This window comes from Corynebacterium aurimucosum (assembly GCF_030408555.1).
GTDB classification, from domain to species: Bacteria; Actinomycetota; Actinomycetes; order Mycobacteriales; family Mycobacteriaceae; genus Corynebacterium; species Corynebacterium aurimucosum.
This window is the reverse complement of record NZ_CP047048.1, coordinates 2222563-2243156: the sequence shown is the minus strand read 5'-3', so window position 1 is coordinate 2243156 and position 20594 is coordinate 2222563. Positions and strand designations below refer to the sequence as shown.

20 protein-coding genes and 1 tRNA gene are annotated in these 20594 nt (G+C 60.1%); 15 read left to right on the top strand and 6 right to left on the bottom strand.

What is annotated here, in order from left to right; genetic code table 11:
- Positions 1–16 precede the first annotated feature (16 nt).
- Both CAURIM_RS10650 and CAURIM_RS10645 read right to left on the bottom strand, forming a co-directional pair.
- Complete coding sequence (locus CAURIM_RS10650; protein ID WP_070446091.1) at positions 17–376, bottom strand: FluC/FEX family fluoride channel; 360 nt, start codon at positions 374–376, stop codon at positions 17–19.
- Positions 373–690, bottom strand: a complete 318-nt coding sequence (locus tag CAURIM_RS10645) for a fluoride efflux transporter family protein (RefSeq protein ID WP_201829171.1) — start codon at positions 688–690, stop codon at positions 373–375. Before CAURIM_RS10645 ends, CAURIM_RS10650 begins: the two co-directional genes overlap by 4 nt.
- Before the next feature lie 84 nt (positions 691–774).
- Between CAURIM_RS10645 and pgm the strand changes: the two genes are divergently transcribed.
- From pgm to CAURIM_RS10615, 6 genes are all read left to right on the top strand, one after another.
- Complete coding sequence (pgm, locus tag CAURIM_RS10640) at positions 775–2391, top strand: phosphoglucomutase (alpha-D-glucose-1,6-bisphosphate-dependent) (RefSeq protein ID WP_201829173.1); 1617 nt, start codon at positions 775–777, stop codon at positions 2389–2391.
- A 23-nt stretch (positions 2392–2414) separates the two neighbouring features.
- Complete coding sequence (locus CAURIM_RS10635) at positions 2415–2876, top strand: MauE/DoxX family redox-associated membrane protein (RefSeq protein WP_144657722.1); 462 nt, start codon at positions 2415–2417, stop codon at positions 2874–2876.
- A 17-nt stretch (positions 2877–2893) separates the two neighbouring features.
- Positions 2894–3361 (top strand): MauE/DoxX family redox-associated membrane protein, encoded by a 468-nt coding sequence (locus tag CAURIM_RS10630; protein ID WP_070446099.1) that lies wholly within the window; start codon positions 2894–2896, stop codon positions 3359–3361.
- A 59-nt stretch (positions 3362–3420) separates the two neighbouring features.
- Complete coding sequence (locus CAURIM_RS10625) at positions 3421–4176, top strand: DsbA family protein (RefSeq protein WP_070446100.1); 756 nt, start codon at positions 3421–3423, stop codon at positions 4174–4176.
- Between the two features lie 89 nt (positions 4177–4265).
- Positions 4266–4341 (top strand) — tRNA-Ala (locus CAURIM_RS10620).
- 34 nt (positions 4342–4375) lie between these two features.
- Positions 4376–5110, top strand: a complete 735-nt coding sequence (locus CAURIM_RS10615; protein WP_070711102.1) for a fructosamine kinase family protein — start codon at positions 4376–4378, stop codon at positions 5108–5110.
- Positions 5111–5512: 402 nt separating this feature from the next.
- On the opposite strand, the gene CAURIM_RS10610 is transcribed toward CAURIM_RS10615, so the two are convergent.
- Together CAURIM_RS10610 and nadE are read right to left on the bottom strand one after the other, a co-directional pair.
- A complete protein-coding gene (locus CAURIM_RS10610) occupies positions 5513–6709 on the bottom strand; it encodes an HNH endonuclease signature motif containing protein (RefSeq protein ID WP_201829175.1) in 1197 nt (398 codons plus the stop codon).
- Positions 6710–6973: 264 nt separating this feature from the next.
- Positions 6974–7798 carry an NAD(+) synthase gene (gene nadE / locus CAURIM_RS10605; protein ID WP_201829177.1) on the bottom strand — a complete coding sequence of 275 codons (825 nt, stop codon included), beginning with the start codon at positions 7796–7798 and terminating at the stop codon, positions 6974–6976.
- 27 nt (positions 7799–7825) lie between these two features.
- On the opposite strand from nadE, the gene CAURIM_RS10600 reads away from it, so the two are divergent.
- The 5 genes from CAURIM_RS10600 (at position 7826) to nrdE (ending at position 12778) form a co-directional block, all read left to right on the top strand.
- Positions 7826–9154 (top strand): sugar porter family MFS transporter, encoded by a 1329-nt coding sequence (locus CAURIM_RS10600; RefSeq protein ID WP_070711190.1) that lies wholly within the window; start codon positions 7826–7828, stop codon positions 9152–9154.
- Between the two features lie 123 nt (positions 9155–9277).
- Positions 9278–9400 (top strand): type B 50S ribosomal protein L36, encoded by a 123-nt coding sequence (ykgO, locus tag CAURIM_RS10595; RefSeq protein ID WP_003847162.1) that lies wholly within the window; start codon positions 9278–9280, stop codon positions 9398–9400.
- A 478-nt stretch (positions 9401–9878) separates the two neighbouring features.
- A complete protein-coding gene (nrdH, locus tag CAURIM_RS10590) occupies positions 9879–10118 on the top strand; it encodes a glutaredoxin-like protein NrdH (protein WP_070443347.1) in 240 nt (79 codons plus the stop codon).
- A 9-nt stretch (positions 10119–10127) separates the two neighbouring features.
- Positions 10128–10553 carry a class Ib ribonucleoside-diphosphate reductase assembly flavoprotein NrdI gene (gene nrdI / locus CAURIM_RS10585; protein ID WP_201829179.1) on the top strand — a complete coding sequence of 142 codons (426 nt, stop codon included), beginning with the start codon at positions 10128–10130 and terminating at the stop codon, positions 10551–10553.
- 62 nt (positions 10554–10615) lie between these two features.
- Positions 10616–12778: a class 1b ribonucleoside-diphosphate reductase subunit alpha gene (gene nrdE, locus CAURIM_RS10580; RefSeq protein WP_070730033.1), complete on the top strand. Its 2163-nt coding sequence runs from the start codon at positions 10616–10618 to the stop codon at positions 12776–12778.
- Here nrdE and CAURIM_RS10575 read toward each other — a convergent pair.
- Positions 12775–13485, bottom strand: coding sequence for a FadR/GntR family transcriptional regulator (locus tag CAURIM_RS10575; protein ID WP_070525284.1), 711 nt, complete (start codon positions 13483–13485; stop codon positions 12775–12777). The two genes, nrdE and CAURIM_RS10575, sit on opposite strands and share 4 nt — an antisense overlap.
- 104 nt (positions 13486–13589) lie before the next feature.
- Between CAURIM_RS10575 and nrdF the strand changes: the two genes are divergently transcribed.
- From nrdF to CAURIM_RS10555, 4 genes are all read left to right on the top strand, one after another.
- Entirely contained in the window at positions 13590–14579 is a 990-nt protein-coding gene (nrdF, locus tag CAURIM_RS10570; protein ID WP_070443354.1) for a class 1b ribonucleoside-diphosphate reductase subunit beta, read from the top strand.
- A 339-nt stretch (positions 14580–14918) separates the two neighbouring features.
- Complete coding sequence (ctaD, locus tag CAURIM_RS10565; RefSeq protein WP_070645904.1) at positions 14919–16610, top strand: aa3-type cytochrome oxidase subunit I; 1692 nt, start codon at positions 14919–14921, stop codon at positions 16608–16610.
- A gap of 103 nt (positions 16611–16713) precedes the next feature.
- The gene (gene serB / locus CAURIM_RS10560) at positions 16714–17907 is read left to right on the top strand and encodes a phosphoserine phosphatase SerB (protein ID WP_070645906.1); all 1194 of its coding nucleotides are present in this window, start codon (positions 16714–16716) and stop codon (positions 17905–17907) included.
- Complete coding sequence (locus CAURIM_RS10555; RefSeq protein ID WP_070821856.1) at positions 17900–18625, top strand: peptidyl-tRNA hydrolase; 726 nt, start codon at positions 17900–17902, stop codon at positions 18623–18625. Before serB ends, CAURIM_RS10555 begins: the two co-directional genes overlap by 8 nt.
- Here CAURIM_RS10555 and CAURIM_RS10550 read toward each other — a convergent pair.
- Positions 18622–20583, bottom strand: coding sequence for an ATP-dependent DNA helicase (locus tag CAURIM_RS10550; RefSeq protein ID WP_201829183.1), 1962 nt, complete (start codon positions 20581–20583; stop codon positions 18622–18624). The genes CAURIM_RS10555 and CAURIM_RS10550 overlap by 4 nt on opposite strands.
- Positions 20584–20594: the final 11 nt, after the last annotated feature.

The window sequence follows — 20594 nt, the reverse complement described above, 5'->3', positions numbered from 1 at the left end:
GGGCGTGCGAGGTAGGTTAGGCGAGAAGCGAACCTACCCACGCTCCGCGCCAGGCCACCACGATTCCCAGGCCGATGGTCCAGAAGAGATAACGCGCCAAGCGCCACCAGCGCTTGGCCTTTATCATTTCTCCCAGTTCCTTGGCCAGCGTGGACCACGTGGATAGCCCGCCGGCGAGTCCGGCTGCTAGCAGGGGGAGAAAATACTCAGGGGTGTGGGCATGCGTGGCATAGCCGTAGGCCACGCCCGCCACGGCTGCGCCAATGAGGTTGGCGGCAAAGGTACATGTGGGGGAAGGCAGCACACGGGTGAGCAGGTAGCGCCCGCAGCCACCGACAAAGCCACCGGCGAGTACGGCCAGGATGGAGAGAATCATGCGTGCCTCCGATCCTGCAGGCGGTCACCCATGAGGTAGGCCGCGGTGCAACCGACGACCGTCGCCAGCACGTAGGCCCCCGCCTGCGCCGGGTCGAAGCCGGAGGTGAGAAAAGCAAAAGCGGCAAAGCTGGTGAAGCCGCCTAAGAAACCTGTGCCCCAGAATGCCGGAGGCTTGGCATAGCCCATAACAGCGCTGCCGAGAACGTTGATGAGCAGCAGCGGCAGCGCGCCACCCCCGAGAAGCGAAGAAAGGCCAAAGCGGGCCAGCGCCCCGAGCGCGGTTCCGCAGCCCACAAGAAGGATCTGTGGCATAGGCACCATCCTAATTGGGATGCGAAACCAGCGTGAAGCAGGCAAGCTTAGGGTGTATCCACATCCCCAAGGAGGAATCCCACCATGGCACACGAACGCGCCGGCCAACCAGCCCAGCCTTCCGATCTCATTGACATCGCAGAGCTAGTCACCGCGTATTACACCCGCACCCCCGACGCTGATAACCCCGATCAGCAGGTTTCCTTCGGCACCTCCGGGCACCGCGGCTCCGCCTTAGATACCGCCTTCAACGAGGCCCACATTCTGGCGATTACCCAGGCCATCGTGGACTACCGTGCCGAGCAGGGCACCACGGGCGCCATTTTCATTGGCCGCGATACTCATGCCCTGTCCGAGCCCGCCATGGTCTCTGCCCTCGAGGTCCTCTTAGCTAATGAGCTGGAGGTCCGCGTGGATGACCGTGGCCGTTATACCCCAACTCCGGCCGTCTCCCACGCCATCCTGACCAACCCGGGCACCGACGGCATCGTGATTACCCCGTCTCATAACCCGCCGCGCGATGGCGGATTCAAGTACAACCCGCCAACGGGCGGCCCGGCGGATACCGATGCCACCGACTGGATCGCCGCCAAGGCCAACGACTATCTGCGCGCCGGGCTCGAGGGCGTGAAACGCGTGGCGGTTGACGGCGTGCTGGATGAGCGCTGCGTGAAGCACAACTACGTGGACAACTACGTTGCGGACCTGGCGAACGTCGTGGACATGAAAGCCATCAAGGACGCCGGCGTGCGCATCGGAGCGGATCCCATGGGCGGGGCCTCGGTGGACTACTGGGCGGCCATCGCCGAGCATTACGAACTCAACATAACGGTGGTGAACCCCGAGGTAGACGGCACTTTCCGCTTCATGACGTTGGATACCGACGGCAAGATCCGCATGGACTGTTCCTCCCCGGATGCCATGGCGTCACTGGTGGATAACCGTTCCAAGTACGACCTGGCCACGGGCAACGACGCCGACGCGGACCGCCACGGCATCGTCACCCCGGATGCGGGCCTGATGAACCCGAACCACTACCTGGCTGTGGCCATCGAGTACCTGTTTAGCCACCGCCCCCAGTGGGGCAACGCCGGGGTGGGCAAGACCTTGGTCTCATCCTCGATGATTGATCGCGTCGTGGCCAGCTTGGGCCGTGAGCTCGTTGAGGTGCCGGTGGGCTTCAAGTGGTTTGTGCCGGGGCTTGTCGACGGCTCCCTGGGCTTCGGCGGTGAAGAATCCGCCGGCGCTTCCTTCCTGCGCTTCGACGGTACGGTGTGGTCCACCGACAAGGATGGCATCATCATGGATCTTTTGGCCGCCGAGATCCTGGCGGTGACGGGCAAGACTCCGTCCCAGCGCTACGCGGAGCTGGCAGAGGAATATGGTGCACCGGCCTACGCGCGTACCGACGCCCCAGCTAACCGTGAGCAGAAGGCAATCCTGAAGAAGCTCTCCCCGGAGCAGGTCACGGCCACTGAGCTGGCGGGTGAGGAGATCCTCGCCAAGCTCACCGAAGCGCCGGGCAACGGCGCGGCGATCGGTGGCCTCAAGGTGAGGACTGAGAACGCGTGGTTTGCCGCGCGCCCGTCCGGCACGGAGGATAAGTACAAGATTTACGCTGAGAGCTTCCGTGGCGAAGAACACCTCAAGCAGGTGCAGCAGGAGGCGCAAGCGCTGGTGTCACAGGTTCTGGGAGGCTAACTTCGGGGCTAGGCTAATGGTTTATGACAACCGCACAGCGCGCCTCGGTGCTTGACCTGGCCAGCGCGCTCGCCCGATTCGGCATGGCTGCCGTGTGGATTATCGCCGGCATACAGAAACTAGACGCCCGGATGGAGATGGCACAGGCCATCCGGGCCTATGGCATCTTCACCCCGGAATGGTCCGAGTACTTGGCCTACCTCATTGCACCGCTTGAAATTGTAGGAGGGCTGCTGCTGTTGCTGGGCCTGTTCTTGAGGGAGGCGTCGGCAGTCGCTGCGGTGGTCCTAGTCCTGTTCATGGTGGGCATTTCTCAGGCGTGGGCGCGTGGGTTAGTCATCGATTGTGGGTGTTTTGGCTATGACCCCAACGACGTGAGCCAAGGTATGAACTACGCGCTGACGCTGCTTCGCGACGCCTTCTTCCTCATCCTCACCGCGTGGACGATCTGGCGTCCATATCGTCGTTACGCTCTCCACCCGTAACTTGTTAGGCTAATCCCGTGTTTAAAAATAAGATCAGCGCAACGCTCGTGCTGGACGTTATCAGTGCGTTTGCGCGATTTTATATGGCCTATGTGTGGATTAAAGCGGGAGCGTCGAAGCTGTCGGACCAGCTCGCGGTATCGCAAAGCATCAAGGCATATGAAATCTTTACCCCAGAGTGGTCCCACTATTTGTCCTATCTGATTGGCCCGCTTGAAGTGTGCGGCGGCCTGTTGCTCCTGCTGGGGCTGTTCCTGCGTCAATCGGCGTGGGTGGGGCAGATTGTCCTCGTTCTGTTCATGATCGGCATCGCGCAGGCATGGGCGCGGGGACTCGGGATTGACTGCGGGTGTTTCTCCGTTAGCCCTGATGAGGACGCGCAAGTGATGAACTACATGATGACACTGCTGCGTGATGTCTTCTATTCTGTCTTAATGGTGTGGACGATCAAGCGTCCTTTCACCAAGTTTGCATTGCACCCTTAACAACGGTGTGTAGACTTTCCATCTATTCGAAATAACGTCATCAAAGGCAAGGTTGTTCAATGAGTACAGTCAAAGACCCCAACTCCAAGAGTAATAGTGGATTCGTCTGGGGCCTCGCTGTTCTGCTGGTCATTATCGCTGTGGTAATCGGCTACATCGTTTATCAGGGGCGGGGTGCAAAGACCGATGAGCTGAAGGATTATCCCGTTGAGCCAGTCTCTATGGAGATGAGCTTTGCGGACAACGCGGTGACGCTCAAGGCGCCGGATGCCCCCAAGGACGCTACCGAGGTAGACCTGTATGAGGACTTCTCCTGCCCGCACTGTGGCGACCTGGCGAAGGAGACCGACGGACAGATGAAGGACGCTATTGATGCGGGTGAGCTCATCGTGCACGTGCGTACCTTGAACTTCCTCGATGGCAGCCCGAACGGACTGGAGAGCATCAAGTCCAACACGGGACACTCCTCCAAGACTGCGGCTGCGATGGAGCAGGTAGCAAAGTCCGGTGACGCCACGCTGTACTGGAACCTGCGTAAGTACCTCATGGAGAACCAGTCCAAGCTGGCCAACCAGTGGGAAATGAAGGATTTCGCTGATGCTGCGCAGATCCTGGGTGCCGATGAGGCCACGGTGAAGGCCATCAAGGAAGCCAAGGTTGGTGAAGGAAACCCGGTGGTGACCTCGAACTACGAAAAGCTTGAAAAGGAAACCGGTAGCGTGTCCTCGCCGCGCATCATCAAGGATGGCAAGGATATCCCGGAGGATGATAAGACCTCCATCATGGAATGGGTCAACATCGTTACTGAGAAGTAAATTTAGCGCCCCAACTCGCGATTTGGTGAGTGAATAGGGAGACGATATATTGATACGAGTTGCAATCACAAAGGTTGCACCTCGTATGAGGGGCTATGGCGCAGTTGGTAGCGCACCACACTGGCAGTGTGGGGGTCACGGGTTCGAATCCCGTTAGCTCCACCATCGGCCGTCTCTTTCGCAGAGGCGGCCTTTTTCTATGCTGGGGAGCATGGATGTTTACACAAAGTCAGTAGCACGAGCCGATCAAGCCGGGGCGGAGGCTGCGGGCCTGCGCTGGTTAGCAGCCGCACGAAAGGACGTTGTGGTGGAAGTTGCGGGGCTGACAGATTCGACGATTAGTACGCGTCGAGTAGCGCAGGCGCGACCGAGTGCTGCTGCAGCGCGGGCGTTTGGTGAAGCGCTGCGGCAGGTTCATCAGGCAGGCGCCCCAGCTTTCGGCGCACCGCCAGAGGGGTGGGAAGGTGCGAACTTCATTGGACGCGTGGAACAACCCTGCGAACCATGTGAATCCTGGGGTGAGTTCTACGCAGAACAGCGGGTGGTGCCATTTATAGAAGGACTTCCGGAGGGGCTGCGGGACAGCGTATATATGGCGGCCGAAGCTATAGCCGCCGTGGACTGGGACGTTGAGCCTGCACGAATTCATGGTGATTTATGGGCAGGAAATGTTTTGTTCCAGGAGAACACGGCGGTCATGATTGACCCTGCAGCGCACGGCGGACATCCGTGGACGGATTTGGCCATGCTGGAACTGTTCGGAACGCCCTACTATGACGAGATACTGCGGGGCTATGGGGCGGGTGAGGAGTACCGGAAGTGGGTGCCGATGCATCAGTTGCACCCACTTGCGGTTCACTCGATGACGCATGGTCCGGCTTACTATGCTCCGCTTGAGCAGGCTGCGCGTGCCACCCTTGAGGCATTGCGATGAGCGCGTGATCGCTCGAAGATTCTGCCGGGGTTGAAAGGAAAGGGGCTCTGGACGCGCTTTGCGGGCTCCAGCATTTCCGTGGCGCTCGACAGCTAGCCCGTCAACACTGGTTTGGTCGGTGGGTTCGCCTTTAAGGGCTTAAGGATCTCGTAGCTCTTGCTGCTTCCGGCAGCACGTGAAGCCGGACTTGGGGTCGCTGGATCGCCCGTCAGTCTGGCTTTGGATGATGGGTAGCGCTGGCATAAAGCTCGCAGGTTTTCTTGCGTACCTTGTTGTGGTTTGTGGGTGGTGGTGTCTGAAGGATCGCCGGTGTGCCCGCTAACCTTCCCTCGGTTGGCGGGTAGCGGTGTTGTCGCTGGTGGTGAGCCTTTTCCTTTCAGTTGTTGCTGTGTGTGGCTGGGGTTAGCTGCTGTCGGGTGGTGGGTCTGGTGGCTGTTCTGGTACTGCTTGGCTTTGGCTGGCTGTGCCCGGTGTTGTTGCAGCTCCTTGGGCTGTGGCTGGGGTTTGGGTTGGTGCTGTGGCCTGTGTCTTTGCGGCTGCTTTCTCGGTGTTGAGTCTGGCTAGTGCTTCTTGGTATTCCGGCATTGCGGTTATCGGTGCACCCCAGGGTGGGATGAAGCTAACCCCGGTGTTGAGTCGGTACATGTAGCCGCGTCCGGTAGGTCTTTGTGGGTCATCGTCGTTAATGCCGTTGTGGTAGGCGCACAGGAAGGTGAGGTTTTTGATGTTGGTAAAGCCACCTGCTTGCCAGGGGATGAGGTGGTGGACTTGGCAGTAATCGGCTGGTTTGTTGCAGCCTGGTCTTGAGCAGGTGTGGAATTCCGCGTGCAGGCTAAGGCGTTGGTTGAGGTTTGCTCCGCGCGATAGGCGCCAGGTGTTGATGGGCCCGTCAAGAGGGTGGACGATGGTGGCGTAGCCTATTTCGGCGAATTTGTGGGTGAGAAACTCTGCGCCTGTCATGCGCGCGCCGTTAGTCAGGTTGAGCTGGATTTCGTCCCCGTCGCCGTTGATGATTTGGTCGAGCTCATTCAGGGTGATGATGACTTGGGTGCGCACGGCCGGCTTTGTACCGCTTGCTTGGTTGAAGAAGATGTCGTTGGCGGCTTGAAGGAGGTCGGTGGTGTTGGTGGATTCTAAGACTGCGCGCATGTTGGCAATCGTGGTGGCATCGTCAGTAATGGAAAGGGTGTTGGGGCCTTGTTCCCGGTAGGTGATGCGTACGCCTGGTTTGGCGGTTCTTTTAGCACGCAGTTCTTTAAGCCGTTGGGCGGCAACATGTGGGATGCGGTGTGCGGGTGTTGCGGCGAGTTTTGCGCGGAGGTTCCAGGCATCCAGGGTCTTTTTCACCTTGGAGGTGTAGGTTTCAATCAGTGTGAGGGTGCCGAGGCTGTGGCGTTGTTGAAGGGCTGCAGCACGGGCTTTGCGTTGTTTACCGGTAAAGCGGGTGGGGCCGAAGTAGACCTGGTGCAGCTGTGAAAGCTCGGTGGCATCAGAGGCATCGGCGCCGAGCGCGCGGAGTTCATCGGGTGTGCCAGGTATATGTTCCACCAGTGCAATCCCCGAGTTGCGAAGGCGGAGGTAGGTTTCGATATCCCCCATGGCCACAGAGACTAAAACAGCACCAGCAACCCCGCAACCGGAGGAAGAAACACCCAGCTCAGGGGTGGGGTGAAGCGTCAATCACGGGCACGGGGCTATATGCGCTACAGGTGTTGGGGCGGACGGACTCACGTTATGGGAAGGGAGGAAGTTGACCGCCGGGAAGAAGATGCCACTGGCGTGCGGGGAAACGCTGGCCTCGGGCGCACGTTCTGGGTGCCGAAACGGAACAGGAAAAGCCCCGCGAGGAAGGGGCTTGGAACCTTAGGCGCTTGTAGGGCCCAGCGGCATGGTGCGCTTGTGGGCGCCGCCGCGCCAGAGGGTTTCGATGCGCTCGCGGGCGTCGTCAGGCACGTCCTTGCCCTCGAGGTAGTCATCGATGTGGGTGTAGGTGACGCCGAGAGCTTCTTCATCAGAGAGCAAGGGGCGGTCATCCTCCAAGTCAGCAGTTGGTACCTTCTTCCACGTGGAATCCGGTGCGCCGAGATGTTTCAGGAGTTGAGCGCCCTGGCGCTTGTTGAGCCCGGCGAGAGGCAGGATGTCGGCAGCGCCATCGCCCCACTTGGTAAAGAAAGCTGTGACGTTTTCGGCGGCGTGGTCGGTACCGATGACTAGCGCACCGACCTCGCCGGCTAGCGCATACTGTGCAGCCATGCGCAGACGCGCCTTGAGGTTGCCTCGATTGAAATCCCTCAGAGAGTCTTGTTGCATGGCGTTGGCGACGGCGCCGTCGAGAGCTGTGGTGGCCTCGGCAATGTTGACGGTGAGGGAGTAGTCAGGCTCGATGAAGTCCAGAGCGATCTGTGCGTCATCCTCGTCGGCCTGCACTCCGTGGGGAAGGCGCACGGCCCAGAAATGCGCGCCGTCGACGCGGGCTACCGCCAGCTGTGCCAAGCGTCCGGCCAGGGTGGAGTCCTGACCACCAGAGATGCCCAGGACAAAGCCCTTCGCACCGGTGGTGCGAAGATAGTCCACCAAGAAAGCGACGCGGCGCTCAACCTCTTCTGCTGGATCGATACGGGGTTTTACGCCGAGGGCCTTGATGATGTCGTGCTGGAGGTCTGAGGATTCATGTGACATGACGCCCATGGTAGCCGCCTGCGACAATAGGAACCCGTGAACAAAGATACTTACGTCATGATCGTCGCAGGCGTAGCCGCCCTGGGCGGCCTGCTCTTCGGATATGACACCGGAGTGATGTCTGGTGCCCTTCTCTTCGTGGGGCCGGAATTCGGCATGTCCGCCCATGAGGAAGGGCTGGTGACCTCGATGCTGTTGGTTGGCGCGGCAGTCGGTGCGCTGGCAGCTGGGCGTGTGGCGAGCGTAATCGGGCGGCGTCGAACCCTCATCGCCGGTGGACTCATCTTCGTGGCTGGTTCCGTGTGGTGTGCGCTTGCAAACTCAGCTGCGGAACTTGCTACCGCCCGCACATTCCTTGGCGTGGCGGTGGGCGCGGTGTCCATCGTCTCCCCGATGTACATCTCCGAAATCACCCCGGCGGCTGTGCGGGGCCGGATGGTCTCCCTCAACACGCTCATGATCGTCGTCGGGCAGCTGCTCGCGTACGGGGTGAACTCGCTGTTGGCTGCAAGCGGCAGCTGGCATTGGATGCTCGGGCTGGCCGCGGTCCCGGGTGGGGCGCTGGCGCTCGGCATGGTGTTACTCCCCGATACCCCGGCGTGGCTCGCGGCACAAGGTCGAACGCGCGAGGCTGCCGCAGTCAGCGCTCGGGTTGGCGCGCGGGGAGCGGAGTTGGAACATAGCGCGCGGCCGAACACGGGTGAATGGCGAGCTTTGCGACGCCACCGCTGGATGCGCTGGGCCATCGCGCTTGCCATGCTCATGGGCCTGACCCAGCAGATTACGGGTGTTAACGCCATCGTGTACTTCGCACCCACGATGATGAACCAGGTGGGTATCTCCACCACCAACTCGGTGTATACGTCGATGGTGATTGGTGTGGTGTCTGTCGCGGCGTGCCTAGTGGGCTTGCGCGTGGTCGACCGACTGGGGCGCCGTCGGTTGTTGCTAGCAGGATTAAGTGGCAACGTTGTGTCGCTCGTGGTCCTCGCTGTGGCTTATCACTTCGCCTATGATTCCACTCCGCTGGCTATGCTGGCGCTGACGTGCATGGCGGCGTTCATTGCCTTCCAGCAGGCGGCGGTCTCCCCGGCCACGTGGCTGCTCATGTCAGAAATTGTGCCGCCCGAAGTTCGCGGCTTGGGCATGGGAATCGCCGGGCTGGTGTTGTGGGTGAGTAACTGGGCGGTGGCGCAGTTCTTCTTGCCGGTGGTCGAGTGGCTCGGCGGCTCGCTGGCCTTCGGAATCTTTGCGGTCTTAGGCCTCGTCGCGGTGGGGTATACCCGCGCACTCGTTCCGGAAACGGCGGGGAAGAGCCTCGAGGATGTTGCCGAACAGCTTCGCTCCCGCTACTCCGAAAGCTGAGTGTTTTGGTTATGGCGCGCGCGTGGGGTAACATTTTTCCTCGTGTCATTGCTGGGTGTCTGCCCGGCTGTGCTTTGAACTAATCAATCGCATCAAGATTGCGCATAACGAAAGGAGCGCCCGATGAAGGTTCGCAAGTCGCTTCGGTCGCTGAAGAAGAAGCCGGGCGCCCAGGTTATTCGCCGCCACGGTAAGGTCTTCGTGATCAACAAGAAGGATCCGCGCTTCAAGGCTCGCCAGGGCTAAGTTGTACGGACTCGCACCGCCCCCTTCAGCATGCTCATAGCTTGTTGGAGGGGGCGGTTTCCTTTTGCTGCCTCGCCCCGGGCTGAAACTGCCTCTGTGAGCTTAAGGAGTCTTTCGTGCCAGTGTGCGGGAGGCGAAAACCGGGGCCCGAGTGGTGTTTGTCACAAACTAGGTGAATCTTCGGTGAACGAGCAGGGAATATCACCCGTGTAGTTACCGCCGTGGCAATCGGTGAAGTGATGGGGTGTCAACATGTGGGGTCGGGGCGGGTTACATCCTGGGAATATCACCCTTGTAACTACTACATATAGTGCTAGTTGCGGGGTGCGAGCACAAAGTATAGTGTCGTTGATGTTGCTTGAGCGGCGGTTCTGCACCGCTGTTCAAAGCTTTAATATGGGGCTACTAAGCGCCCTGCTGGTATCGAATTCAACAGTCACTCCGCGTGTAGTGCCGAAGGAAGCTGAAGGAACGTCACATGAGCATCACCCTCTACACCAAGCCCGCTTGCGTCCAGTGCAACGCCACCAAGAAGGCTCTTGACCGTGCTGGTCTCGACTATGAAACGGTGGATATCAGCCTGGATGATGATGCCCGTGACTACGTCATGGCTCTGGGCTACGTCCAGGCGCCGGTCGTTGAGGCTCACGGTGAGCACTGGTCCGGTTTCCGCCCTGACCGCATCAAGGCTCTCTCCGTTATGGCGGCGAGCGCCTAGGGAACAGTCATGTTGGTCGTGTATTTCTCTTCCGCTACGGAAAACACCCACCGCTTCGTCGAGAAGCTCGGCCTTCCCAGCGCCCGCATCCCGCTGCGTCTCAGCGATGAGCCCCTCACCGTGAATGAACCCTACGTCTTGATTTGTCCGACGTATGGGGGAGGGGCATCGATGAGCGGGCGCAACACCCGGCCTGTTCCCAAGCAGGTCATTCGTTTTCTGAATGACGAACACAACCGCAGCTTCATCCGCGCTGTCGTAGCCGGAGGCAACAGCAACTTCGGCAGTGACTTTGGCAAGGCCGGCGACGTCATCGCCGCCAAGTGTAAGGTTCCTTATGTGTACCGCTTCGAGCTTCTCGGAACCGAGGAAGATGTCACAATTTGCCGTGAAGGCCTCTTGGCCAACGCGGCTGCTTTAGGTTTAGCCGCCTAAAGCCTCATTCCTATTATTTTGTCTCTCCATTTCGCCATAGCAAAGAAAGGCCCGTGAACGTCGTGACCACGCAATTGGGTAAGACCGTCGCTGAACCTGTGAAGCCAGAGGAGCAGCTGGATTACCATGCGCTCAACGCACTTCTGAACCTGTATGACGAGAACGGCAACATTCAGTTCGACAAGGACCGTGAGGCCGCGAACCAATTCTTCCTCCAGCATGTCAACCAGAACACCGTCTACTTCCATGATCTGGAAGAAAAGATGCGCTATCTGGTGGACAACAAATACTACGAGCCGGAACTGCTCGAGCAGTACGACTTTGATTTCATTAAGTCCCTGTTCAAGCGTGCCTACGCCTTCAAGTTCCGTTTTAAGACCTTCCTGGGTGCCTACAAGTACTACACCTCGTACACGCTGAAGACCTTCGACGGCCGCCGCTACCTCGAGCGCTTCGAAGACCGCGTGTCCATGACCGCACTCTTCTTGGCGGATGGTGACACCAAGGTGGCTGAGCACCTTGTAGATGAAATCATGACCGGCCGCTTCCAGCCGGCTACCCCGACCTTCCTCAACGCCGGCAAGGCTCAGCGTGGCGAGCTGGTGTCCTGCTTCCTGCTGCGTATCGAGGACAACATGGAGTCCATCGGCCGCTCCATTAACTCCGCTCTGCAGCTGTCTAAGCGCGGCGGCGGCGTGGCCCTGTTGCTGTCCAACATCCGTGAATCTGGCGCGCCCATCAAGCACATTGAGAACCAGTCTTCCGGCGTCATCCCCGTGATGAAGCTGTTGGAGGATTCCTTCTCCTACGCGAACCAGCTGGGTGCTCGCCAGGGCGCTGGTGCGGTTTACCTCAACGCGCACCACCCGGACATCATGAATTTCCTCGACACCAAGCGCGAGAATGCGGATGAGAAGATCCGCATTAAGACACTGTCGCTCGGCATCGTGATCCCGGATATCACCTTCGAGCTGGCGAAGAACAACGACGATATGTACCTGTTCAGCCCGTATGACGTCGAGCGCGTCTACGGCAAGGCCTTCGGCGATATTTCCGTTACTGAGCACTACGAGGAGATGGTCGAGGATCCGCGTATCCGCAAGAAGAAGATCAACGCTCGCCACTTCTTCCAGACCGTTGCGGAGCTGCAGTTCGAATCCGGTTACCCGTACATCATGTTCGAGGACACCGTGAACCGCGCGAACCCGGTCAAGACCGGTCGCATCAACATGTCGAACCTCTGCTCGGAGATTCTGCAGGTCAACTCCCCGTCGGAGCTCAACGAGGACCTCACCTACAAGACCTTGGGCAGCGATATTTCCTGCAACCTTGGCTCCCTGAACATTGCCGCCACCATGGATTCCCCGGACTTCGCGCTGACGGTGGAGACTGCTATCCGTGGTTTGACCGCGGTGTCGGATAAGACCGCCATCAACTCTGTTCCTTCCGTGCGCAAGGGCAACGATGATTCCCATGCCATTGGCCTGGGCCAGATGAACCTGCACGGTTACCTCGGCCGCGAGCACATTGAGTATGGCTCCGAGGAAGGCTTGGACTTCACCAACGCCTACTTCGCCGCCATCATGTACGCCGCGCTGCGCGCCTCCAACAAGCTGGCCCGCGAACGCGGCGAGTACTTCAGCGAGTTCCCCGAGTCTGACTACGCTAGTGGCGAGTTCTTCGACCGCTATGATCCGGCTGACTTTGCTCCCCGTACGGAGAAGGTCAAGGAGCTCTTCGCCAAGTCCTCGATCCACACCCCGTCGGCAGAGGAGTGGGCGCAGCTGAAGGTGGACGTCGCCAAGCACGGCATTTACAACCGCAACCTGCAGGCGGTGCCGCCGACCGGATCGATTTCCTACATCAATAACTCGACCTCTTCGATCCACCCGATTGCCTCTAAGATTGAGATTCGTAAGGAAGGCAAGATCGGCCGCGTCTACTACCCGGCGCCGCACATGGACAACGACAACCTGGAGTACTTCAAGGACTCCTACGAGATCGGCTACGAGAAGATCATTGACACCTACGCCGAGGCCACGAAGTACGTTGATCAAGGTCTGTCGCTGACGCTGTTTTTCAAGGACACCGCCACTACCCGCGATATCAACCGTGCTCAGATTTACGCTTGGCGCAAGGGTATTAAGACTCTCTACTACATCCGTCTGCGTCAGATGGCGCTGGAGGGAACCGAGGTTGAGGGCTGCGTTTCCTGCATGCTCTAGTCTTTATTCGCACGCGCCTCAATGAGAATGGCGCGTGCGATTTTTTCTGCCTCGGGGGAGTCACCGCGGTGGATTGCCTCCGCTAGATCGAGGTGGAGCTGTGCGGTGCCGGCCGTGGGGTTGCGCTTGCGGGAACCATAGAGGGAGCGCCCGCGCACCATGGATAGGAGATAGGGGCTTAGCGCAGTGAACATTTCATTGCCTGAGGCATGGAGAACCATGGCGTGGAAGCGCAGATCTGTGGCGAGGTGCTCGCCCACGCGCCGCGTTGGCGTGACCTGAAGTCGGTGGGCCAGCTCCAAAATCTCTTCCTTATCTTCTGGGGAAGCGTGCTGCGCGGCTAAGCCCGCGGCGACAGGCTCGATGGCGAGACGCAGATCATTAAGAGAGGTGCGCTGGCTATCGCGCGATTTCTCGGATCCTAAACGCCAAGAAATGATTGCGGGATCGTAGACCGCCCATTCACTGATGGGGAGCACTGTAATACCTACTCGGCGTGACGAGGAGACCATCCCTAGGTGCTCGAGCGCGCGCATGGCTTCGCGGGCTACGGTTCGGGAAATACCGAAACGCGCGCAGAGATCAGTGAGCGTAAATCGATCACCGGCTGCCAGCGTGCCGCTGACGATGTCCGTGCCCAAAGCGTCGAGCACGGTACTGAGGAGGGGAGCGGAGGAGTCAGTCATTCCATCGAAACTTGGGGTCATGAGAACAGGACTTAAGTATAAAACACGCTGGAATTTTGGCCCCTAATTTTAGCGGGTACGATGGCACCGAACCCCAAAATTACTAGCAAGACGAGGTGACGTGCGTGTCTCACGAGTACGACGATTACATCGCTAGCCACGAGGCTCCGGTGAAGGCAATTAACTGGAATACCATTCCGGATGAGAAGGATCTTGAGGTGTGGGATCGCCTGACCGGTAACTTCTGGCTCCCGGAGAAGGTTCCGGTGTCCAACGACATCCCGAGTTGGAAGACGCTGACGGAGAAGGAGCAGGAGACCACCATGCGCGTCTTCGCTGGCCTCACCCTGCTCGATACCATTCAGGGCACCGTGGGTGCGGTCTCGCTGCTTCCCGACGCCGTCACGCCCCACGAGGAGGCCGTGTACACCAACATCGCCTTTATGGAGTCCGTCCACGCGAAGTCCTACTCCAATATCTTTATGACGCTGGCGTCGACCCCCATGATCAACGACGCCTTCCGCTGGTCTGAGGAGAATGAAAACCTCCAGCGCAAGGCTAAGATCGTCATGTCCTACTACGAGGGAGATAACCCGCTGAAGAAGAAGGTAGCGTCCGTGCTGCTGGAATCCTTCCTCTTTTACTCTGGTTTCTTCCTGCCGATGCACTTCTCGTCGCGAGCAAAGCTGACGAACACGGCCGACATCATCCGCCTCATTATTCGTGATGAGGCCGTTCACGGCTACTACATCGGCTACAAGTTCCAGCAGGGCTACAAGGAGCTTTCGGAGCCGGAGCAGGAAGAGTTGAAGGGCTATGCCTTCGACTTGCTCTACGATCTCTATGAGAACGAGATTGACTACACCGAGGACCTTTACGATGAACTGGGCTGGACCGAGGATGTGAAGCGCTTCCTGCGCTACAACGCCAACAAGGCGCTGAACAACCTAGGTTTCGAAGGTCTCTTCCCCGCGGATGAAACCCGCGTGTCCCCAGCGATCCTGTCTTCGTTGTCTCCGAACGCCGATGAGAACCATGACTTCTTCTCTGGCTCCGGCTCTTCCTACGTAATTGGCAAGGCCGAGGAAACCACCGACGACGACTGGGACTTCTAAGCCCTCCCTGTCGGTACCGCGCACCTCCCGAGAGGATCAACCGAAAGTTTGATTCTTTCAGGGGGTGCGTTTTTGGCTTTCCGGGGCCTACAGCACCGACCTTCTGTGTTCTATATCACCGAGCGTTAAGGTGCGCTGCGGCGGGTCGGCCGCGTACAAGGGGTTATCTGCTCCAAACGGGGCTAGCGAGGGCGGTGGAAAATAACAGAGCGCTGGAAATTTGGCCCTGAGGTGGCCTAATATAATGCGAGTAAACCTAGGTGTTTGATCGCTGAGCGTGTGGCGCGTGAAAACGCGTGATACCGATGTGGTTAAACGCTTGTTCTTCAGGAGGATTTTATGACCGCTGTGGCGCCACGGCTCGACGATTACGTCGCGCCTACACGTCCGGAGCCGACTGGTAATGCAAAGACCGGTTCCAAGGCGTGGACGTTGCTAACCACCACCGACCACAAGCAGCTGGGCATCATGTACATGATCATGTCCTTCAGCTTCTTCTTCCTCGGTGGCTTTATGGCTCTGCTTCTTCGTGCTGAGCTTTTCACCCCAGGACTGCAGTTCCTGTCCAACGAGCAGTTCAACCAGCTGTTCACCATGCACGGCACCGTTATGCTGCTGCTGTTTGCAACACCAGTGGTGTGGGCGTTCGGTAACTACGTTCTGCCCCTGCAGATTGGTGCACCGGATGTGGCCTTCCCGCGTCTGAACGCTTTCGGTTTCTGGATTACCCTGACCGGCGGCATCGTGATGCTCGCGGGCTTCTTAACCCCGGGCGGTGCTGCTGACTTCGGCTGGACCATGTACGTGCCGCTGGCTGACTCGGTTCACACCCCGGGCATCGGCGCTGACATGTGGATTGTTGGTGTGGGTGCTACCGGTGTCGGTACCATTGCTTCCGCCATCAACATGATCACCACGGTTCTCACCCTGCGTGCGCCAGGCATGACCATGTTCCGTCTGCCGGTCTTCACCTGGGCTGTCTTCACCGCTTCCATCATCGTGCTGATGATCTTCCCGCTGCTGACCGCCGCAGCGCTGGGCGTTCTCTATGACCGCAAGCTGGGTGGCCACATCTTCGATTCCGCCAACGGTGGCGGCATCCTGTGGCAGCACCTCTTCTGGTTCTTCGGCCACCCGGAGGTTTACGTCCTGGCACTGCCGTTCTTCGGCATCATCTCCGAGATTGTTCCGGTCTTCTCCCGTAAGCCGGTCTTCGGCTACATTGGCCTCGTCTTCGCTCTGCTGGCCATCGGTGCACTGTCCATGGCTGTGTGGGCTCACCACATGTTCGTGACCGGCGCCGTCCTGCTGCCGTTCTTCTCCTTCATGACCTTCCTCATTGCGGTTCCGACCGGCGTGAAGTTCTTCAACTGGGTCGGCACGATGTGGAAGGGTCATATCACCTGGGATACCCCAATGATCTTCGCCATGGGCTTCCTGACTACCTTCCTCTTCGGCGGTATGACCGGTATTATGCTGGCCTCTCCGGCGCTGGACTTCCACCTTGCTGAGTCCTACTTCCTGATTGCTCACTTCCACTACACCCTCTTCGGTACCGTGGTCTTCTCCGCCTTCGGTGGTCTGTACTTCTGGTTCCCGAAGATGACCGGCCGCATGCTGGATGAGCGTCTGGGCAAGATTCACTTCTGGCTGACCTTCATTGGCTTCCACGGCACCTTCCTGGTTCAGCACTGGGTGGGCAACATGGGTATGCCGCGTCGTTACGCTGACTACCTGGAGTCTGATGGCTTCACGGTCTTCAACCAGATTTCCACCATCTTCTCCTTCGTTCTCGGCGCATCGGTTATCCCGCTGGTGTGGAACGTCTTCAAGTCCTGGCGCTACGGTGAGATCGTCACCGTGGACGATCCGTGGGGTTACGGCAACTCCCTCGAGTGGGCTACCTCCTGCCCGCCGCCGCGCCACAACTTCGTATCCCTGCCGCGCATCCGTTCCGAGCGTCCGGCCTTCGAGCTGCACTACCCGCACATGGTCAAGCGCATGCGCGAGGAAGCACACGTCGGGCACTAAGCACTCACTAGCTGAGTACTCCTGAAAACGCCGCCTCCCCATCACCGCGATGGGGAGGCGGCGTTTGCCGTAGGTGGAGATTCCAGGATCGCGGTGTGCGATAATGAGGCCCGTGGATAATCAAAGTGAACAAGTCTTCGCCGTTGTCACCGCCTCTGGCCCCGACAAGCCCGGCGTATCGGCCGCCTTCTTCCGAGTCCTGAGCTCCCACAACGTCGAGCTCGTCGACGCCGAACAGGCTATTTTTTCCGGCCGTATCTCCCTTTCTGCGTATATCCGGGTGCAGGCCTCCCGCCTCGAAGCGCTCGAGCAGGGCCTACGCAACACGTTGAGCATTTATGCCCAATCCATCAACGTGGATCTTCGGGAAGAGGAGGCAACCTCACGGCCGCGCTCCACGCACGTCGTCGTGGTGCTAGGACGCCAGCTCAACGCCAGCCACATGTCGGCGATTGCCAAGGAGCTGGCCAACCTGAACGTCAACATCGACCGCATCCGCGGTCTTTCTACCTACCCGCTCAACGGTCTCGAGCTCTACATCACCATTGAGGGAGCTTCCGACCCAGTCCGCGCAATGCTGGCCCGCTTGGCCACGGAGCAGGGCGTCGACATCGCCATTGAGCGCTCCGGCCTGCAACGCCGCTCAAAGCGGCTTATTTGCTTTGACTGCGATTCCACCCTCATCACCGGCGAGGTTATCGAGATGTTGGCCGCCCACGCCGGCAAGGAGGCAGAGGTTGCCGCCGTGACGGAGCGCGCTATGCGCGGTGAGCTGGACTTCGAAGAGTCTCTCCGCGAGCGCGTCGCCGCCTTGGCCGGGTTGCCGGAAACGGTGATTAAGGAAACCGCCAACGATATTCGTCTGACTCCAGGCGTGCGCACCACCATCCGCACGCTCAAGCGCATGGGCTACCGCGTTGCGGTGGTGTCTGGCGGCTTCATTCAGGTCCTCGAGGATCTAGCTAAAGAGCTCGACCTCGACTACGTGCGCGCCAATACCCTCGAGATCGAGGACGGCAAGCTCACCGGCCGGGTCATCGGGGACGTCGTGGACCGTAAGGCCAAGGAGATGTTCCTGCGCGAATTTGCTGCGGATTCGGGCCTGAGCATGCGGCAGACCGTGGCGGTTGGTGACGGTGCCAACGATATCGACATGATCTCCGCTGCCGGCTTGGGCATCGCCTTCAACGCCAAACCCGCGCTGCGAGAGGTTGCGGATACCTCGGTCAACCATCCGTACATGGATGAAATCCTGCAAATCCTGGGTATCCCCATGGAGGAAGTTGCCAGTGAATAACCTCCGCGAGGCCCACCGTCGCCTCGTGGCCGCGTGCAGCGAGCGCAGCTGGCGGGAGGATCCCGAGGACCCCAACAAGCCCGAGACCATCCAGGCGATGCAGATAGCGCTCAACCTGCCCAAGCAAGACACACCCACGCGCACGGAGGTGTTGGAGGCAGCGGCGCGGGGCGTGGTCAAGCTCTGCCTCGACGATCGGGCCGGGCAGGATGGGGCCTTCGCCGAGGCCTTGGGGCAGTGGTACGGCCACCGCATCCGCAAGGTGGCCCGCCGGGCGCGCAACAAGGCGTGGCGCGATGTACAGGCTCTGCCTGGGGTCACTGTCAATGACCGCGCGCGTGTCTTCGTCCCCTCGGCGGTACAGGATGTGCACCCGCTCGTCGCCAAGCTGCAGATCGGCCATACTGATCTCCCGCAGGATGAGCCGGGCCCCGCGCTTGCCGACGCCCCCGTGATCTACATCGACTCATCCCTTGCCATGAGCGCCGGAAAGGCTGCGGCGCAAGTGGGGCATGGTTCAATGCTGCTGGCTGCGGCAATAAGCTTCAAGGAAGTAGAGGACTGGGCAGCGCGGGACTTTTCGCTTTCCGTGCGCGAACTCGGCACTGCGGACTTTGCAGCGGCATGCGCTCGCCCCGGTGCTGTTGTGGTGCACGACGCCGGCTTCACCGAAGTTGCCCCAGACTCAGCTACGGTCTGCGCGCTGCGCCGCCCCTAACGGGCTTCGACTAGGCGCTGGAGAGCCCCGCGCACGACGTGCGGGTCGCTCGTGGGCCACATCTGTGGCATCGAGGCCCTCAAGTAGGAGCCATAGCGCTTGGTTACTAAGCGGTTATCCAGTACTGCGACGACGCCGCGGTCGTTAGCAGAGCGCAGCAAACGGCCCGCGCCTTGGGCCATAAGCAATGCAGCATGCGTGGCGGAGACTTCCATGAAGCCGTTGCGCCCGGCGGCCTTCGCGGCCTCGGTGCGAGCCTGCATGAGGGGGTTATCCGGGCGGGGGAAGGGAATGCGGTCGATGAGGACCAGGGAACAAGCAGGACCCGGTACGTCGACGCCCTGCCAAAGGGTTAGCGTGCCGAAAAGACAGGAGTTTTCGTTCTTCGTGAACTTGTCCACGAGAGCGCCGATGGAGTCCTCGCCCTGGAGGTAGATATCGAAGGGGAGCGTGGGCTTGAGTTCCTCGGCTGCCTGCTGCGCGGCTCGCCGCGAGGAGAAGAGCCCGAGCGTGCGCCCGCCCGCAGCCATGATGAGCTCGCGGATCTCCTTGAGCGTCTCGGGGCTGAGGCCGTCACGGCCCGGCTGCGGTAGGTGCGACGCGGTATATAAGATGCCACTGCGCGCGGGGTCGAAAGGATAACCCACATCAAGGCTGTCCCACGTGCCCTTCGGCAGGCCCCATTGTGCGGCCATGGCGTCGAAGCGCCCGCCCAATGCCAGGGTGGCGGAGGTCAGCACCACGGTTTGTTCGCCGAAGAGCTTTTCGTGCAGCATGCCAGCGATGGACAGAGGGGCTACGGCTAGGGTGTCGTTCAGCGTGCGCTCATCGCGCTCCAGCCAGACTACGTCGGCATGTGCGGCGGGGTCACCGGTAGCGAAAACGTCAAGGATGCGAGCGATGGCTTCGACGAGGCTAGCGAGGTGATTGGTCAGGTTCTGGCGCTCCGCAGATTTTTCCGGGTCTTGGGACTGTTCGCCCTCGGGTGCGCGGGCGATGGTGTCGCGGCAGTCGGCCAGCGTGTCCGCCACGCTCATGAGTTGCTGTTTGGCTTCCTCTGGCAAGTCGGTCCAGCGGCCTGGCGCGAATTCTCCGAGGAGTTGACTCAGCTCGTTGGCCTGCTCAGCGAGGCGTTGGTCCTTGCCGTTGGCGCCGAGAGACTTGGCGCGGCTGGCCGCCATCTTCAGCGCGCGCCCGGTGATTTCGGCGGTAGAAACCGAGGTGATGCGGCCATCTAGCTCGTGGGCCTCATCGATGATGACGACATCGTGTTCCGGCAGGATATTGATGTCTGCTACTGCGTCAATGGCGAGCAGCGCGTGGTTGGTGACCACGATATCGACGTCCGCCGCGCGGCGTCGCGCGAGTTCCGCGAAGCAGTCCTCGCCGTGCGGGCAGCGTGTGGCGCCGAGGCATTCGTTCGAGGTGACGGAGACTTGCCGCCACGCGAGGTCGGGCACGCCCGGTTCCAAATCCTCACGGTCACCCGTCTCGGTGTCTTCCGCCCATTCATAGACACGTTGGACGTGGCGGCCGAGGTGGGAGACCGAGTCTTCGTCGAGTAGCGCGTCCTCATCCTCCAGTTCGGCGGCGCGGGACACCTTGTTGAGGCAGACGTAGTTGGAGCGGCCCTTCATGATGGCGAAGGTGGGCTTCTTCTCCAGGTGCGGCTCGAGGGCCTCGGCCAGACGCGGAAGGTCCCGCTCCACGAGCTGCCGCTGCAGCGCCAGCGTGGCGGTGGAGACGATCACCGTGTGTCCGGTTCCTTGCGCGTGGCGGAAGGCGGGCACGAGGTAAGCCAGGGACTTACCCGTACCAGTTCCTGCCTGCACAGCGAGGTGGCGTTCCTTTTCTAACGCGGTGGTTACGGCCTCCGCCATGCGCACCTGGCCGGCACGCCGCGCGCCGCCGAGGGAAGAGACTGCGGCGTCGAGAAGGTCAACCGTTGTGTCGTGCATGTCAGGCAGTG

What these genes read in the sequence shown, in the direction of transcription:
- CAURIM_RS10650 (WP_070446091.1), bottom strand. Translation starts at nt 376, where the DNA reads ATGATTCTCTCCATCCTGGCCGTACTCGCCGGTGGCTTTGTCGGTGGC.
- CAURIM_RS10645 (WP_201829171.1), bottom strand. Translation starts at nt 690, where the DNA reads ATGCCACAGATCCTTCTTGTGGGCTGCGGAACCGCGCTCGGGGCGCTG.
- pgm (WP_201829173.1), top strand. Translation starts at nt 775, where the DNA reads ATGGCACACGAACGCGCCGGCCAACCAGCCCAGCCTTCCGATCTCATT.
- CAURIM_RS10635 (WP_144657722.1), top strand. Translation starts at nt 2,415, where the DNA reads ATGACAACCGCACAGCGCGCCTCGGTGCTTGACCTGGCCAGCGCGCTC.
- CAURIM_RS10625 (WP_070446100.1), top strand. Translation starts at nt 3,421, where the DNA reads ATGAGTACAGTCAAAGACCCCAACTCCAAGAGTAATAGTGGATTCGTC.
- CAURIM_RS10615 (WP_070711102.1), top strand. Translation starts at nt 4,376, where the DNA reads ATGCTGGGGAGCATGGATGTTTACACAAAGTCAGTAGCACGAGCCGAT.
- CAURIM_RS10610 (WP_201829175.1), bottom strand. Translation starts at nt 6,709, where the DNA reads ATGGGGGATATCGAAACCTACCTCCGCCTTCGCAACTCGGGGATTGCA.
- nadE (WP_201829177.1), bottom strand. Translation starts at nt 7,798, where the DNA reads ATGGGCGTCATGTCACATGAATCCTCAGACCTCCAGCACGACATCATC.
- ykgO (WP_003847162.1), top strand. Translation starts at nt 9,278, where the DNA reads ATGAAGGTTCGCAAGTCGCTTCGGTCGCTGAAGAAGAAGCCGGGCGCC.
- nrdH (WP_070443347.1), top strand. Translation starts at nt 9,879, where the DNA reads ATGAGCATCACCCTCTACACCAAGCCCGCTTGCGTCCAGTGCAACGCC.
- nrdI (WP_201829179.1), top strand. Translation starts at nt 10,128, where the DNA reads ATGTTGGTCGTGTATTTCTCTTCCGCTACGGAAAACACCCACCGCTTC.
- CAURIM_RS10575 (WP_070525284.1), bottom strand. Translation starts at nt 13,485, where the DNA reads ATGACCCCAAGTTTCGATGGAATGACTGACTCCTCCGCTCCCCTCCTC.
- ctaD (WP_070645904.1), top strand. Translation starts at nt 14,919, where the DNA reads ATGACCGCTGTGGCGCCACGGCTCGACGATTACGTCGCGCCTACACGT.
- serB (WP_070645906.1), top strand. Translation starts at nt 16,714, where the DNA reads ATGAGGCCCGTGGATAATCAAAGTGAACAAGTCTTCGCCGTTGTCACC.
- CAURIM_RS10550 (WP_201829183.1), bottom strand. Translation starts at nt 20,583, where the DNA reads ATGCACGACACAACGGTTGACCTTCTCGACGCCGCAGTCTCTTCCCTC.